The organism is Campylobacter sp. IFREMER_LSEM_CL2151 (genome assembly GCF_025771725.1).
Classification (GTDB): Bacteria; Campylobacterota; Campylobacteria; order Campylobacterales; family Campylobacteraceae; genus Campylobacter_D; species Campylobacter_D lari_C.
The window spans coordinates 189,514-205,297 of sequence record NZ_JAKMQT010000002.1 but is presented as its reverse complement, the minus strand read 5'-3'; the positions used below and the strand labels follow the sequence as shown (position 1 = coordinate 205,297).

General features: G+C 28.8%; 17 protein-coding genes and 2 pseudogenes. 8 read left to right on the top strand and 11 right to left on the bottom strand.

All coding sequences use genetic code 11. From position 1 onward, the window contains the following. Positions 1-2: 2 nt before the first annotated feature. On the bottom strand, positions 3-623 hold the full coding sequence (locus L8V82_RS02835) for a hypothetical protein (RefSeq protein ID WP_263723937.1): 621 nt from the start codon (positions 621-623) through the stop codon (positions 3-5). A 275-nt stretch (positions 624-898) separates the two neighbouring features. Between L8V82_RS02835 and L8V82_RS02830 the strand changes: the two genes are divergently transcribed. After that, complete coding sequence (locus tag L8V82_RS02830; RefSeq protein WP_318529668.1) at positions 899-2,227, top strand: MATE family efflux transporter; 1,329 nt, start codon at positions 899-901, stop codon at positions 2,225-2,227. Here L8V82_RS02830 and L8V82_RS02825 read toward each other — a convergent pair. From L8V82_RS02825 to thiD, 4 genes are read right to left on the bottom strand one after another with little or no spacing between them, the layout of a single operon-like run. Beyond that, complete coding sequence (locus L8V82_RS02825) at positions 2,208-2,849, bottom strand: uroporphyrinogen-III synthase (RefSeq protein ID WP_318529667.1); 642 nt, start codon at positions 2,847-2,849, stop codon at positions 2,208-2,210. The two genes, L8V82_RS02830 and L8V82_RS02825, sit on opposite strands and share 20 nt — an antisense overlap. Further along, a complete protein-coding gene (gene thiE / locus L8V82_RS02820) occupies positions 2,846-3,472 on the bottom strand; it encodes a thiamine phosphate synthase (protein ID WP_263723934.1) in 627 nt (208 codons plus the stop codon). The genes L8V82_RS02825 and thiE overlap by 4 nt, the downstream gene beginning before the upstream one ends. After that, complete coding sequence (gene thiM / locus L8V82_RS02815) at positions 3,459-4,241, bottom strand: hydroxyethylthiazole kinase (RefSeq protein WP_263723933.1); 783 nt, start codon at positions 4,239-4,241, stop codon at positions 3,459-3,461. The genes thiE and thiM overlap by 14 nt, the downstream gene beginning before the upstream one ends. Before the next feature lie 2 nt (positions 4,242-4,243). After that, positions 4,244-5,056 carry a bifunctional hydroxymethylpyrimidine kinase/phosphomethylpyrimidine kinase gene (thiD, locus tag L8V82_RS02810; RefSeq protein ID WP_412175308.1) on the bottom strand — a complete coding sequence of 271 codons (813 nt, stop codon included), beginning with the start codon at positions 5,054-5,056 and terminating at the stop codon, positions 4,244-4,246. A 203-nt stretch (positions 5,057-5,259) separates the two neighbouring features. Between thiD and L8V82_RS02805 the strand changes: the two genes are divergently transcribed. The 3 genes and pseudogenes from L8V82_RS02805 to L8V82_RS07775 all read left to right on the top strand — a co-directional run. Next, entirely contained in the window at positions 5,260-5,730 is a 471-nt protein-coding gene (locus L8V82_RS02805) for a low molecular weight protein-tyrosine-phosphatase (protein WP_263723932.1), read from the top strand. Positions 5,731-5,806: 76 nt separating this feature from the next. Then, positions 5,807-6,532: pseudogene (locus L8V82_RS07780) on the top strand (PDC sensor domain-containing protein); the annotation flags it as partial. An 861-nt stretch (positions 6,533-7,393) separates the two neighbouring features. Then, positions 7,394-7,786: pseudogene (locus tag L8V82_RS07775) on the top strand (methyl-accepting chemotaxis protein); the annotation flags it as partial. Positions 7,787-7,815: 29 nt separating this feature from the next. Here L8V82_RS07775 and L8V82_RS02795 read toward each other — a convergent pair. Genes L8V82_RS02795 through ribA form a run of 3 tightly spaced genes read right to left on the bottom strand, consistent with a single transcriptional unit; the run spans position 7,816 to position 9,322 of the window. Beyond that, positions 7,816-8,178, bottom strand: a complete 363-nt coding sequence (locus tag L8V82_RS02795; RefSeq protein WP_263723930.1) for a hypothetical protein — start codon at positions 8,176-8,178, stop codon at positions 7,816-7,818. Continuing rightward, on the bottom strand, positions 8,172-8,765 hold the full coding sequence (rsmG, locus tag L8V82_RS02790; RefSeq protein ID WP_263723929.1) for a 16S rRNA (guanine(527)-N(7))-methyltransferase RsmG: 594 nt from the start codon (positions 8,763-8,765) through the stop codon (positions 8,172-8,174). The genes L8V82_RS02795 and rsmG overlap by 7 nt, the downstream gene beginning before the upstream one ends. Continuing rightward, complete coding sequence (ribA, locus tag L8V82_RS02785) at positions 8,762-9,322, bottom strand: GTP cyclohydrolase II (protein ID WP_263677104.1); 561 nt, start codon at positions 9,320-9,322, stop codon at positions 8,762-8,764. The genes rsmG and ribA overlap by 4 nt, the downstream gene beginning before the upstream one ends. Before the next feature lie 70 nt (positions 9,323-9,392). Between ribA and hemB the strand changes: the two genes are divergently transcribed. Genes hemB through L8V82_RS02765 form a run of 4 tightly spaced genes read left to right on the top strand, consistent with a single transcriptional unit; the run spans position 9,393 to position 13,473 of the window. Next, positions 9,393-10,373: a porphobilinogen synthase gene (gene hemB, locus L8V82_RS02780; RefSeq protein ID WP_263723928.1), complete on the top strand. Its 981-nt coding sequence runs from the start codon at positions 9,393-9,395 to the stop codon at positions 10,371-10,373. A gap of 2 nt (positions 10,374-10,375) precedes the next feature. Next, positions 10,376-10,861: a DUF2603 domain-containing protein gene (locus L8V82_RS02775; protein WP_263675511.1), complete on the top strand. Its 486-nt coding sequence runs from the start codon at positions 10,376-10,378 to the stop codon at positions 10,859-10,861. Beyond that, on the top strand, positions 10,848-12,203 hold the full coding sequence (gene hemN, locus L8V82_RS02770; protein WP_263723927.1) for an oxygen-independent coproporphyrinogen III oxidase: 1,356 nt from the start codon (positions 10,848-10,850) through the stop codon (positions 12,201-12,203). The genes L8V82_RS02775 and hemN overlap by 14 nt, the downstream gene beginning before the upstream one ends. A gap of 1 nt (position 12,204) precedes the next feature. Further along, the gene (locus L8V82_RS02765; protein WP_263723926.1) at positions 12,205-13,473 is read left to right on the top strand and encodes a (Fe-S)-binding protein; all 1,269 of its coding nucleotides are present in this window, start codon (positions 12,205-12,207) and stop codon (positions 13,471-13,473) included. 5 nt (positions 13,474-13,478) lie between these two features. Here L8V82_RS02765 and L8V82_RS02760 read toward each other — a convergent pair whose 3' ends face one another. Genes L8V82_RS02760 through L8V82_RS02750 form a run of 3 tightly spaced genes read right to left on the bottom strand, consistent with a single transcriptional unit; the run spans position 13,479 to position 15,725 of the window. Beyond that, on the bottom strand, positions 13,479-13,688 hold the full coding sequence (locus L8V82_RS02760) for a hypothetical protein (RefSeq protein ID WP_263675514.1): 210 nt from the start codon (positions 13,686-13,688) through the stop codon (positions 13,479-13,481). Between the two features lie 37 nt (positions 13,689-13,725). Next, positions 13,726-14,733: an alanine racemase gene (locus L8V82_RS02755; protein WP_263723925.1), complete on the bottom strand. Its 1,008-nt coding sequence runs from the start codon at positions 14,731-14,733 to the stop codon at positions 13,726-13,728. Further along, entirely contained in the window at positions 14,733-15,725 is a 993-nt protein-coding gene (locus L8V82_RS02750) for a L,D-transpeptidase family protein (protein WP_263723956.1), read from the bottom strand. The genes L8V82_RS02755 and L8V82_RS02750 overlap by 1 nt, the downstream gene beginning before the upstream one ends. Positions 15,726-15,784 lie beyond the last annotated feature (59 nt).

Here is a 15,784-nt window from a genome sequence, read left to right as displayed (position 1 = left end):
ATTTATGCATTGATATCTAAAGAATTTCCACCCATTTCATTGATTTTTTGAGTTACTGTTTCAATAGCTTTATCAATTGTTTCATAGCTGATATCAGGAAGTTTGCCACCCCACATTTTTTCCGCTTGCGCAAATCCTGCTTTTAGACCTTCTAAACCTTTTTGAAGTTTTTCCATGTCTTCACCAGCCCCATTAATAACAAAATCAGCCAATCTTTGAGATGTTTTTGCTACACCAAAATACCCATCTTCCCCAATAAGCTCTTTTGCCTCATCAGCATTTAAACTAAGTATATCTTTGCCTTCATATCCTATAGCTTTAAAATCTACATTTGATAAAATAGCTGTTAAAGAATCCTTAGACTGAGCTCCTTGAAAAATCCCAGCTTGAGTTAAACCATTAGAGGAGCTCATGCTAAATGCTTGTTGCATAAAGCTCATAGCATAAAGTTCTGTTATACCTTTTCCGCCTATGCTAGCAAGCTTACTAAGCTTATCCTCGTCAATATCTTTTGTGCTATTAGCACTTTTAGTATTGGCATCTTCAAGTTTTGTATTCAAATTAGCCTTCCTATTGCTAACTTGCGACTCCACTGCCACACGTGAATACGAATTTATTTGCATCCTTGCTCCTTTTTTTTGTGGGTTTATAAAAATCGTCTAAAAAAAATTAAAATTTACATTAAGAAATTTATAATTACACTTAGAATACAATAACAAACATTTACTATATTTTTAAAATTTAGGTGATATAAATGTTTTTTAAAGATTTTTTCATAACCATTGTTGATCCGTATTTTAAAGATATTATAGAAGGTATAGAATCTCTTTATTAAATTTATTTTATCTATATATAACCATATTAGTAAAATAATTTTTAATAAGGAAAAGCTATGTCAATACATAATTTTTACACTACATTAAATCCTACTACACTTTTTATAAAATGCGCTTTGCCAAATATGGCGAGTATGGCTTTTATTTATCTTTATGTGATTATTGATGGAATTTTTGTTGGAAGATATTTGGGTTCAGATGCGCTTGCTGCTATGAATTTAATGATGCCTTTTATCATGATAAGCTTTGCTTTAGCTGATATGATAGCCATAGGTTCATCAGTGCAAATAGCAATTAATCTAGGTAAAGGAAAAGTTGAAAAAGCAAGAGCTATTTTTTCTTTTTGTATAGTTCTTATTTTTGCAATTTCTTGTTTAATGGGAATTTTAGGATTTTTCTTAGCAAAAGCATTAAGTGCTTTTATGGGAGCTGATGAGAATATTCAAAGCTTATCTACTGAATATATGCAAATTTTTGCTATTTTTGCTCCCTTTACTATGCTAGCTTTTGCCATGGATAATTATCTTAGAATCTGTGGAAAAACTTTTTATAGTATGATGGTTAATGTAGTTACTGCTTTGAGTAATATTTTTCTTGATTGGCTTTTTATAGTGGTTTTTGATTGGGGACTTTTTTCAGCAGCTTTAGCAACTTGTATAGGGATGTTTTTAGGAAGCGTTTTAGGGATATTACCTTTTGTTTTTAAAGATTTAGTTTTAAAATTTAAAAAGCCAATAATTAAACTACAAATACTAAAAAATATACTCTATAATGGCTCATCTGAATTTTTTTCTAATATTTCTAGCTCTTTTTATACTATCTTAGCTAATGCTTTTTTACTTGAACTTTCTGGAAATACAGCTGTTGCAGCATTTTCAGTGATTTTATATCTTAGCACTTTTGTTTTTATGCTAGTTTTAGCCATGTGTGATGCTATGCAACCTGCGTTAAGTTATAATTATGGACACAAAAATATCGCAAGAATTCAAGCTATTTTTAAAAGAATGTTTTTTGCTTCTTGGGGTGTAAGCACGATGGCATTTTTATTTGTTTATTTATTTAACACTCTTATAGCAGATATTTTTAATAAAGATAATAATCAAGATTTTATCCATATAGCACAAAATGCTTTAGTATTTTTTTCTTTTTCATTTTTATTTTCTTGGTTTGGAAAACTTTGCGCTTCATTTTTCACAGCACTTGATAAGCCCTTGCTTTCTTTAGGAATTTCTATTACCCAAAGTCTTATTTTTCCATTTTTATCTTTATTTATACTAACGCAGTTTTTAGGAGTAAATGGAGTTTGGCTAGCTACTTTAGTGGGGGATATTTGTATGATTTTTATTGCTTCATTTTTATTATACAAAACTTTTAAAAATCTAAACTCTTAGCTAATTTCAAGCAAGAGTTTAGATCTTGCTCTTTACATATATGCAAATTTTTAAAATTATGAAGTTTTAAAGCCGTACTTTGACCTATAACTACAACTTTATCTTCTTTTTCTAATGTAAAAAATTTCAAAAATTGTTCTATGCTTGATGGAGCGCTAAAGATAAAAATACTTGGATGATATATTTTTAATTCATCTTTTTTAGGCTCTATGGCTATATTTTCATAAACAATTAATTGTTTTAAAAAGATATTTTCTTTTAACAAATACTCATCAAGTCCTGAGCTAATTTTCTTAGCTCTTAAATAAATACATTTTTTATTTTTAAACTCAGATAAAAATTCACTAGCTAAATTTTTACCATAAGCCTTGCTAGGATATTTTACATTTTTAAAACCAAGCTCTTTTGCAAAATCAGCACTTTTTTCTCCCACTGCATAAAGTCTAATATTAAAATCAATTTTGCTTTTACTTGACATTAATGCTTTTAATGCATTCTTAGAGCTAATGATTAAACAATCAAATTCTTTTAAATTAACTTCAAAATCAAGAAATTTAATTTCATTTAATCTTATAGTCTTAACGCCATCAAATTCTTTATCCCCTATAAAATAAATCATTATTTTCCCATAAAAGTTTTATCAAAATTTGATCTTAAATTTAAAGTTGCCATATAAGGATCATTTGCTTGCATTATCGCTCTAACCACAGCTATACCTTGTATATTGCAATCTTTAAGCAAATTTAAATTAGTTTCATCTATCCCACCTATAGCCACAATAGGTAAAGAACTCAAGCTAGTAATTTCTTTTAATCCATCTACACCAAGCACAATACAATCTTGCTTACTAGGCGTAGCAAAAACAGCCCCTACTCCAAGATAAGTAGCGCCTTGAGTATTAGCAAGCTCACTTTTATGATTGATTGTAAGTCCTATGATTTTATCTTCACCTAAAAGTTCTCTTGCTTTTTTTAAAGGCATATCCTTTTGACCTATATGCACTCCATTTGCATTAACAGCCATGGCTATATCGATTCTATCATTTATCACAAAAGGCGTATTGTATTTTTCACATAAGGCTTTAACTTTTAAAGCAAGATTATAAAATTCTAAAGCACTAAGATTTTTTTCCCTAAGTTGTAAAATATCAATCTTAGCTTTCAAAGAAGCTTCTAAAATATTTAAAAACTCGCTTTCACTTTTCTCACCCTTGCTTGCAACAAGATAAATTTTAAATGATTTCATATTTAGCTCTTTTTTTAATTTCTTCATCATTTAAATTACTTAAAGCATCGATTAAATTCACTCTAAAACTACCACTTCCACTAGAAAACTCTTGAGCGATTTCACTAGCTACACTAAAACTAAGTAAAGCATATAAACTAGCCTGAAATTTATCTTCTAATGCTCCTGCAAAAACTCCACACAAAGAAGCACACATACAACCTGCTCCAGTTATTTTAGTAGCCATGATTGAGCCATTATAAACTTTTGCAATACGCTCTTGATTTATAATATAATCAATTTTTCCAGTTATAGCTAAAACACGCTTAGTTTTATAAGAGTATTCTTTGGCTTTTTCTAAAAACTCATCACTAATCACAAAAGTACTATCAACCCCTCTTGCTTTACCATCTAAACCTATAACACTAGCCATTTCAGACGCATTTGCTTTAACAATACTAATGCCTTTTAGATTAAGCAATTCAAAATTAATCCCATCTCTTGCCTTACTCACACCCAAAGCAACAGGATCAAAAACTATAGGTTTATTTAATAAAGCATATTCTTTGGTTGCTTTTAGCATAGAATTTGCTACAAGCTGATTAATAGTGCCTGTATTTAACACTAAAGCTGAGCTTATCTTAGCAAAATCAGCTTGTTCTTCATAAAAATCAGCCATAGCAGCGCTTGCACCCATTGCTATAGTTACATTCGCACAATCATTAACTGTAACATAATTAGTAATATGATGAATCAAAGGATTTTTTTCTCTTACTGCTTTGATAATCATTTTTATTCCTTATCATATTGAAAAAAATGATTAGTCGGACCACAACCTTTTCCAAGTGCTAAAGAATTTAAAATAGCTCCATATACATAATCTTTAGCAAGCTTTATGGCTTCATGTTTTTCTTTACCTAAGGCAAGATTACTAGCTATAGCTGAACTTAATGTACAACCTGTGCCATGTGTGTTTTTTGTATTAATTTTTTCTGCTTTAAAAATACTAAATTCCTTTCCATCATAAAAAACATCATTAGTATTATCTTTACTATGCCCACCTTTAATCAAAACACTTTTTGCACCTTCTTTGAAAAGCTTTACAGCAGCTTTTTTCATATCCTCTTCATTAAGTATTTTAAAATCACACAAAAACTCAGCCTCAGGTATATTTGGCGTAAGTACATCAGCTAAAGATAAAATTTCATCTTTAAAAAACTGACAATTTTCTAAAGGCATTAATGCATAGCCATTTTTTGCAAACATCACAGGATCAATCACTACATTTTTGGCTTTAAAGCGCAATAAATTTTCTTTTACACAAGTTATAATTTCTTTTGAACCTAACATTCCAATTTTCACAGCAGCTGGCTCTATGTCTTCATAAACTGCTAACATTTGCTCATCTATTATCTTAGTGGGTATATCAAAGCAAGAAATCACTCTTGCAGTATTTTCAGCCACAACGCTTAAAACTACACTCATACCAAATAAATTATGCGCACTAAAAGTTTTTAAATCAGCTTGTATGCCAGCTCCACCACTACAATCACTCCCAGCTATAGTTAAGATAGGAATTTTAGTTTTTGTTTTTGCTTGTATCATTTTTATCCTTTTTTATAAAAAAGGAAAGTTTTTGCAAGAATTCAAAGTTCGCATTACCAAACTTCTCAAGGGTCGAAGTCTAACTTCCTCTCAGCAAAAGCTCCCCATTAATGAAAAATTATATCTTAGTTTTAATTAATCTTAAAAAATATTTTAAAATACTGCTATAATTTTGAAAAAACTACACAATTTTTGAGGAAAAAATGACTAAGATTATTTTTGTTTGCTTAGGGAATATTTGTCGTTCTCCTATGGCTGAATTTATTATGAAAGATCTTTTAATAAAAGCAAATTTAAATGATAAATTTATTGTTTCTAGTGCAGGCACTTCAGGTTATCATGATGGAGAGGATATGCATTATAAAACCAAAGCCATGCTAAATAGTAAAAATATCAATTCTAAGCCATTTTGCAGTCAAAAGTTGAGCTTAAAAATGTGCGAAGAAAATGATCTTATTATCGTTATGGATAATTCTAATTATAATGATGTAGTTAAAAATTTTCCAAATTTTAAACACAAAATTCACAAAATCACTTCTTTTGCTTTAGAATTAGGATATGATGAAGTTCCTGATCCTTGGTATAGCGGAGATTTTGATGAGACTTATACTATACTTTCAAAAGCATGCTCTAATCTTTTAAATACGCTTTATAAAAATTTATCATTTAAATAATATTTGGTTCTTTTTTAAATTTTAGTGCTATAATAAACTCACTTAAGTCTTACTATAACACAAAAGGAGTTTTTTAATGAAAAGTATCAAACTAAAAATTTCATTAATTGCAAACATTATAGCCATTGTATGTCTTATAGTACTTGGCATAATTAGCTTTATTTTCACAAAAAAAGCTTTAAATTATGAGGTGGTTAAAGCTGAAACCAATTATGTAAGAGCAGCTGAAAAATCAATGAGGGATTTTAAAAATCTTAATGTTCATTCTTTAGAAAAACTTTCTCAAGCTATCTTAAAACTTCCATATGATGCACTCAATACCCAAGATAAACTTATGCAAAATACAGGTAATTTACTTAAAGCTGTTAGAGATATGAATAGCTATTTAGCTGTTTATATAGCTCAACCAAATGGCGAATTGATAGTAAGTGATCCAGATAGCGATAGCAAAGGTTTAGATTATGGAATTTATGGAAAAGCAGATAATTACGATGCAACAACAAGAGAATTTTATATAGAAGCTAGAAAGAAAAATGGTCTATATATCACAGCTGCATATATTGACGCAACAACAGGATTGCCGTGTTTTACCTATGCTATGCCTTTAGTTAAAGATGGTAAATTTATAGGTATATTAGCCATTGATGTTTTAGTAAAAGACTTACAAACCGAATTTAGTGAATTACCAGGAAGAACTTTTGTATTTGATCATGCTTATACTGTATTTGCATCAACTGATAAAACATTAGTTAGTGGAGAGCAAAATCCAGATATTATTACAGTAGCTAAAGCTTATGAAAAAGCTGGAGATTATAATATCTTTAACTATATCACACAAAATGGTCAAGATAGATTTGGTATTTGTGTAAAAATTGATGGCTATACAACATGTGCAGGTGAAAATATAGAAGTTATTGAAGCCCCTGCTTTAAAAATTGCTTATATTCAAACCACTATAGTTATTTTTACAAGTATTGCTAGTATTATTTTACTTTACTTTATTATTTCTTATTATTTATCACCTTTACAAGCTATACAAAATGGCCTTAACTCTTTCTTTGATTTTATCAATCATAAAACCAAAGATTCAGCTATGATAAATGTTAAAACAAATGATGAGCTTGGTGCTATTGCAAAAGCCATTAATGAAAACATCACTAAAACTAAAAATGCATTAGAACAAGATGCTAAAGCAGTAGAACAATCAGTAGAAACTGTTAGAGAAGTAGAAGGTGGTAATCTAACAGCCAGAATAACAGCAATTCCTGCACACCCTCAATTACTTGAACTTAAAAATTATCTTAACGAAATGCTTAGCGTATTGGAACAAAAGGTTGGTTCTAATATGAATGAAATTAATAGAGTATTTGATAGCTATAAAGCATTAGACTTTACAACAGAAGTTAAAAATGCTAAAGGTGGAGTTGAAGTAACTACTAATGTATTAGGTCAAGAAATAGTAGCTATGTTAAGACAATCATCTGAATTTGCTTCTTTATTAGCAGATGAGAGTGGTAAATTACAAAGTGCTGTTAAGAACTTAACTGATTCTTCATCAAGCCAAGCTTCTTCTTTAGAAGAAACAGCAGCAGCATTAGAAGAGATTACTTCTTCTATGCAAAATGTATCGCATAAAACTAGTGAAGTAATTGCTCAAAGTGAAGAGATTAAAAATGTTACTTCTATAATAGGTGATATTGCAGATCAAATTAACTTGCTTGCATTAAATGCAGCTATTGAAGCAGCACGTGCAGGAGAACACGGACGTGGCTTTGCTGTTGTTGCTGATGAAGTTAGAAACTTAGCTGAAAGAACTCAAAAGTCTTTAGGTGAGATTGAAGCTAATACTAATATCTTAGTTCAATCTATTAATGAAATGGGTGAGAGTATTAAAGAACAAACTACAGGTATTACTCAAATTAATGATGCTGTAGCTCAAATTGATCATGTAACCCAAGAGAACTTAAAGATAGCAAAAGATAGTGCGGTGGTTGCAGACAATGTAAACCAAATAGCTAATGATATCTTAGAAGATGCTAGAAAGAAAAAATTCTAAAAGAAGTTAAACCCATTAAGGGTTTAACTTTATCCAATATAAGATTTTAGACAAACTCCATCAACACTTAACTCATAAGCTTTTTTTAGATTGTTTTTAAAAGTATCAAGCAAAAATAAAATTTTAGAATCAAACATATAAAACTCAGCCATTTTTGAAGCAATTTTTGCCAAATTCTCATCTTCTATTAAAATATATTTAGCACCTAATGCATTTGAAAGTAAAATTTCTTCTTCATTCTTAGCATATATAGCAAAATCTATTTTTTCCTCTTTTGCGCTTTTTATATTTTGCTCATTATAATCAAAACAATTCACATTTGCTTTAATAAAAATATTTTCATAATGACTAAATTTTTGCATATTTATCAAAGAATGTCCAAAAATTAACATATTTTTTCCTTTATCTTTAAAAGACAATAATTCCTAAAGCCTTGATTAAAAATTTTATAATCTTTCAATCCTTGTAGTTCATCATAAACCTCACTACCTTTATAAAACAAAAATGAAGTTTTTTCATCATAAAAACCATTTGAAATTTCAATCAAAGGTTTTACATCCATCAAAGCTCTTGAAGTGATTAAATCTACTTTAAAAGGTGGATAGTTTTGTAATTTTTCTTTTATAATACTTACATTTATCAAATTAAGTTCGGTTTTAACCACCCTTAAAAATGAAGCTTTTTTAGCACTAGGCTCAAAAAGAAAAAATTCACTATCTTGCAAAATACAAGCTAAAAATAATGCAGGAAAACCAGCCCCACTTCCAATATCGATAATCTTTTTTTTATCAGTCAAATCACAATAGTCTAAAATTTTTATACTATCAATAATATTATCATCTATATTTTCAAGATGAGTTAGATTATGCACGGCATTAAATTTTTCTAATAACTCTTTATAGAGCGTGATTTTTTTAAAAAAATCATCTTTATTTGCAAAATCTTTTAAAAAATTTAATTGCTCTTCATATTTTTTCAATTTAAATGTCCCATTTGCGTGTATTTGATTTCTAAGTAATCTTTGTTAAAACGATTTGCCTTTATCAAAATAGGCACTCTTAAATTAATTTTTTCTTTTAATGAATTTAGTTTTTCAGGATTATTAGTTAAAAGATTAATCTTAGAAATCTTATAATGTTTAAGTATAAAATCTACTATTTCATAACTACGCTCATCTGCTTTAAAACCTAATTGATGATTTGCCTCTATAGTATTAAAACCCTTATCTTGCAAAGCATAAGCGTTAATTTTATTAAAAAGTCCTATACCTCTTCCTTCTTGTCTTAGATAAATTACCATACCACCATGCTCTTGGATATATTTTAAAGAAAAGTCAAGTTGCTCTCCACAATCACACTTTAAACTTCCCAAAACATCACCCGTTAAACATTCTGAATGGATTCTAATATTAACTTCTTTATCTAATTTTCCTTTAAAAATGCAAAGGTGCTCTTTATCATTTTCTTTAAAACTTTGTATATTAAATTCTCCAAAACGAGTGGGAAGTTTTGCTATTTCAGAAATTTGAATAGTCATTATTTTACTTTACCTTTTTATAAAAAATATGCTAGAATTTAAGCAATTTTAACAAACAAAAAGGAAATTTATGTTTAAACGCTTTAGAAGATTAAGACTTAATGAAAATATTAGAAGCCTAGTAAAAGAAAATACCTTAAATTTAGATGATTTAATCTATCCACTTTTTGTTGTCAATGGCACTAATATTAAAAATGAAATTACATCTATGCCAGGTGTGTTTCAAATGAGCTTGGATGAAATTTTAAAAGAATGCGAAGAGTTAGTTAATCTTGGTATTAAAGCGATTATTTTATTTGGAGTGTTGGAAAGTTCTAAAAAAGATAGCTGTGGCAGCGATGCATTGAGCGATGATGGTTTGATTGCTACAAGTCTAAGAGCTATTAAGGCAAAATTTCCTAATTTAGTAGTGATTACTGATCTTTGTTTTTGTGAGTATACTGATCATGGGCATTGTGGCATTATTGATCCAAAAAGCAAAAGCGTGGATAATGATTTAACTTTAGAAATTTCAGCTAAACAAGCTCTAATTCATGCCAAAAATGGCGCTGACATGATAGCACCAAGCGGTATGATGGATGGTATTATTGAAACTTTAAGAAAAACCTTAGATGAAAATGGTTTTGAAAATTTACCTATTATGGCTTATTCTACTAAATTTGCTTCAGCTTATTATGGGCCTTTTAGAGATGTGGCTGATTCTGCACCAAGTTATGGAGATAGAAAAACTTATCAAATGGATTTTGCTAATGGTAAAGAAGCCTTATGTGAAAGCTTAGAAGATGAAAAACAAGGTGCTGATATTTTGATGGTTAAACCAGCACTTGCGTATTTAGATGTAGTTAAAGATATAGCAAATCACTCTAAGCTTCCACTTTGTGTATATAATGTAAGTGGGGAATATGCTTTATTAAAAGCAGGTCAAAAAGCAGGTGTAATTGACTATGAAAAAATAGTGCTTGAAACTATGCTTGCATTTAAAAGAGCAGGAGCTAAGCTTATTATAACTTATCATGCAAAAGAAATTGCAAAATTATTAAACAAGGAGTAAGATTGAATAGTCTAAGTAAAAAAAGTTCCCAAGATATTATCAACGAATTATCAAGCCATTTAGGCATAGAAAAACATAATCAAACCATATTTCATCTCACCCATATTAATGAAAAAGAAAAAAAATTAAGTCTAAAAAATGGTCATGAGTTAGCACCTGAACCATGGTTTATAGTAGATGAAAATGATGATGTTAAGACTATGTTTTCTGTAAAAACCTTAATCGAGTTTTTGCAAAATGCTAAGGAAATGCAAAAAGATAATTTTGAGCTTAAATTAGAAAAGGCTATTTATCAACAAATTCCTATTGACTTTAATGATGTTTGGACAGTTGCTATGGATGAAATTAAACATCAAGTTGCTAAAGGTATAAAAGAAGTAAATATTGATTTAGATCAATTAATCAGCAATATTCATATAAAACATCCTAATTTATTTATTGATATGAAAGAAATGATGCAAAAGGTAAAGCCAAATGAAAGACTATAAAAGCTTTGTTAAATACTCTAAAGCAGGCCCAAGATATACTTCCTATCCTACCGCAGTGGAGTTTAACACTCAGTTTAAATATGAAGATTATATACAAATTTTAAAAGAACAAAAAGCACAATTATCTTTGTATTTTCACTTGCCTTTTTGTAGAAGTGCTTGCTATTTTTGTGGTTGTAATGTAATATATACTGCTAAAGAAGAAAGCAAAGAAAGATATTTAAACTATCTTTTTAAAGAGCTTGATCTTTTAGCAAATATCATTAATACTCAAAGAGAAGTAGCTCAAATGCATTTTGGTGGTGGCACCCCTACTTTCTTTTGCGCTAAACAATTGCAAAGTTTGATTTTAAAAATTAAAAGCATTTTTCCAAATTTTACTCAAGATAGTGAAGTAAGCTGTGAGATTGATCCTAGATTTTTAAATGAAGAACAAGCTGATGTTTTAATCCAAAATGGTTTTAATCGTATTAGTTTTGGTGTGCAAGATTTTGATGAAAAGGTTCAAAAGGAAATTCATAGAATTCAACCTTTTGAATTAACCAAAAACGCAGTAGATATGGTAAGAAAAAAGGGAATTAACTCAGTAAATATGGACTTAATCTATGGTCTTCCTTATCAAAGCCTAGAAAGTTTTAAGCAGACTTTAGAAAAAGCATTGCTAATCAATCCTGATCGTTTTGCTATTTTTAATTATGCGCATGTGCCTTGGCTTAAAAAAAATATGAGAAAATTTGATGAAAGCACATTGCCAAGTCCTGATGTAAAACTTCAAATTTTAGAATACTGTGAAAAATTTTTAACTCAAAATGGCTATAAAATGATAGGAATGGATCATTTTGCAAAACCACAAGATGAACTTTTTAAAGCTTTGGAAAATGGTAGCTTACATAGAAATTTCCAAGGTTACACTACAAAAGGTGGAACTGATTTAATTGGCATTGGCTTAACAAGTATAGGTGAAGGACAAAGACATTATATGCAAAATTTCAAAGACATGCCAAGTTATGAAAAAGCTATTGATGAGGGTAGATTACCTTGTGAAAAAGGTATTATGCTTGATGATGATGATGAACTAAGAAAAGCTGTTATTATGGAACTTATGAGTAATTTTGCCCTTAATATAAAAAATATAGAAAATAAATTTAAGATTGATTTTTTTGAATATTTTCAACAAGATTTAAAAGAACTTGAGGGGCTTAGCGAATTTGTCACTATAGATAAAGACCATATCAAGGTTAATGAAACAGGGGTGCTTTTAATACGTAATATTGCTATGTGTTTTGATAAATATTTAAAACGCATTAGCGAAGATAAAAAAGTATTTTCTAAAACGGTTTAATATGCTAAATGTTAATGAAATTTCTAATGCTTGCGTAAAATGTGGCAAATGCATACCAGTTTGTACTATACATGAAATAAACCGCGATGAGAGTACTTCTCCTCGTGGTTTTTTGGATTTAATTAGTGCTTATAGAAACCAAGAACTAGAACTTGATAAAAATCTTAAAAAAACTTTTGAATCATGTTTTTTATGTACAAATTGCGTTGAAGTTTGTCCAAGTCATTTAAGAGTAGATAGTGCTATTGAAAAAGTACGCTTTGATATAGCTCAAAAATTTGGCATAGCATGGTATAAAAAACTTGCTTTCTTTTTTTTAAGACACAGAAAGATTTTAGATATTTTAGCAAGATTAGGCTATGTTTTTCAAAGTTGTGCCTTTAGCTTGCAAGATAAAAATTTAGGAATGAAAGCTAAATTTAGCCTACCTTTAATCAAAAAAGATCGCTTGCTTCCTTCTTTAGCTAAGAAAAGTTTTTTAGCCTCTAATCCTGATTTTATAAACAATCAAGGTGAAAAAAACATAGGACTTTTTATAGGGTGTTTGTCTAATTATTCTTACACTAATACAGGTTTTGCTTTGCTTGAAATTTGCAAGCATCTTAAAATCAATGTGGATTTATTAAAAGATCAATCTTGCTGTGGCGCTCCTCATTATTTTACCGGAGATTTTAGCAGTGTAGAAAAATTAGCTAAAAAAAATATCATTTATTTTGAGGAAAAATTAAAAACACTAGATTATATCATTATCCCAGAAGCGACCTGCTCTGCGATGATTAATATAGACTATGAACATTTTTTCCATATGCAAAAAGATGAAGAATGGGCAATAAGAGCTAAAAATATTTCTAGTAAAATACTACTTGCAACAAAATATTTTTACGAATACACTAATTTAGAAGAACTTTTAAAAACAAAGAAAAAAATAAATACAAAAATTGCATATCATGATCCTTGCCATGCAAGAAAAATGCAAGGGGTTTTTAAAGAACCAAGAGCTTTACTAAAACAAAATTATGCTTTTAAAGAACTTATCAAGTCAAATGAGTGCTGTGGCTTTGGTGGAGTAAGTATGCAAACAGATCATTATGAAAAAGCTTTGCAAGTTGGCACAAAAAAAGCTCAAAACATACAAAAAAGTGATGTAGAAATCATTAGTGCAGAATGCTCAGCTTGTAGAATGCAAATTTCAAATGCATTAGAGCATGAAAAAATCTCCACGCAGTTCTTACATCCTTTAGAATTAATAGCAAAATCACTTCAAGATTAAAAAAACTAATCTTGATTTTTTATACTTTCGATATTCGATCTATTTTTTTCTATTAAAATTCTATTTTGTTCTATGTTTTCACTATTTTTTTTACACTCATTTTTTAAGATTTCTATATTTTTATATAAAATCTTTATTTTCCTTTCATAGCGATTAATTAGTAAAAACACTATAAATAAAAATAAAATTAAAATAGCCCAGTTCAAAAACGCCATAATTTATCTCTCCTTAGATATATTAGTATTTTTTATCTTAAATTACAATTCTTTTTAAATTAGGGGAAAGTTTGACTAAAATTTCATAATTAATAGTATTGAAAAAATTAGCCATAACATTTGCATCATTCATAACACAAATCACCTCACTATCATCCTCACAAGAAAAGCTATCCATAGACATTTTTCCAAGTATTTTTTTGCCATTAGGAAGAAAAAATTCTTTTTTTCCATCATAGCGCAAAAGCCCATCAGCATAACCCAAATCATAAGTTGCTATTTCAATATCTTCTTTTGCACTATACATTCCACCATAACCAACACTTTGACCTTTTTTTAATACTCTTTGGCTTAATTTTTCAGCCCACAAACTCAAAACCTTACGCAAGTCTTTATTAAAATGCGCATAACCAAATTGTACAAGCCCTACTCTACAATACTCATCATCTTCTAAAGTATTTACTCTAAATAAAGCTTCAGAATTATGAGAGTGAAATACTAAGTTTTTAGCATCTTCTTGTAATAAATCATAAATTAACTTTTTAGCATGTTGGAATTTTTGTTTTTGCACAAAATAACTTGCATCTATCTCATCGCTTCCTGCAAAATGCATCATCACTCCATGAAGTTGCAAACTATGATTTTTAAACTCATACAAAGTTTCTTGAATTTCTTCAGGCAAAATTCCATTCCTATGCATATTTGTATCTATAACTAAATGAATTTTGGTATTTTTTTTGAGTTTTTTTATATCATTTTTATCATTTAAAGCATAAATAAATTTTTCACTTTCATTACCATGTGGATGATGAGATAAAATTAAGATATTATCAAAAATATTTTCAAGCTCTTTTGCTTCAGCTTCGTTTTTTACTGCTATAAAATTTATACCTTTTGCTCTAGCTATAGGAGCTAAAAGCTTAGCTCCATGTCCATAAGCATTATCTTTAAAAACACAAATTACTTTTTCATAACCTCTAGCCTTAGAGGCTATTAAATCAAGATTATACTCATAAGCTAAGCGATTAATTTTTATATAAGCCATTATTGTTCAGCTAAAATTTGCATTTTGTCTTCAACCAGCTTAACATAAAGAACTTTTTCTCCTTTAAATTTATAATTAGTACTGCGATAATCTTCATAAAATCCTATTCTAAAAATCTTTTCATTTTTTTCATTTGGATAAGGACTTATGCTAAGATCTGAAAATTTAATAGTTTTTTCTTCTTTTTTAGCAAAAATTCTTTCTTTATTTTTTGCAAACTGCTCATATGAAAATTTATTTTTATGTTTAAATATATTTTTATCATAAAAAGATAAATATTTATTAATATCGCTTTTTTGCCAACTATCCTTCCAAGCAAATAAATTTGCTAATAAAACAGCTATTTCTTCATGATTTGCTCTTACCTTATTTTTCTCCTCTGTCATTGCATAAGCTTTTCTATCGGCTACTAATTTATTAAAATCTTCTAATAAATCATTTTGTACAGCAATACAACCTCTAGTTTTATAAGTGTCTAAACGCGTTCCATCTAAAGGATAACCATGAATCCAAATTCCACCACCTGTTTTACCTAAAGTTTTATCTAAAACATTTGGATAAGTTGTTGCAAAAGCAAATGGTCCATAATATGGATCACCGGGATAAAATTTCTTTCCAAGCTCATAAAAACCTATAGGGGTTTTTAAATCTCCTTCCACTTCTTTATCTCCAGCCAAACCAGTTAAAACATCTTTTTGAATAAATTTCTTTTCTACTTTGCCATTATTATAATGATAAACCCTAATGATTTTATCACTTTTATTAGTTAAAACGATTGCTACATTTTCTTCATAGTAACCAAGGCTAACATTTTTATCTTTTATCTCATCAAGCCAAAAATCTTTCTTGCTTAATTCTTGTTCTAATACCTTTTCAACTGCATTAATACCTTGATTTAAATAAATTTTTGCAAGTTCACTTGCATTTGCAAATACAGCTAAACTAAACAATGCTAATATAATTTTAAACAATTTATACCTTTCTACTAAAATTTAAAACAACAAAGAGCTAATTATAATATTTTTACAATAAATATATTTTTAATTTTTTC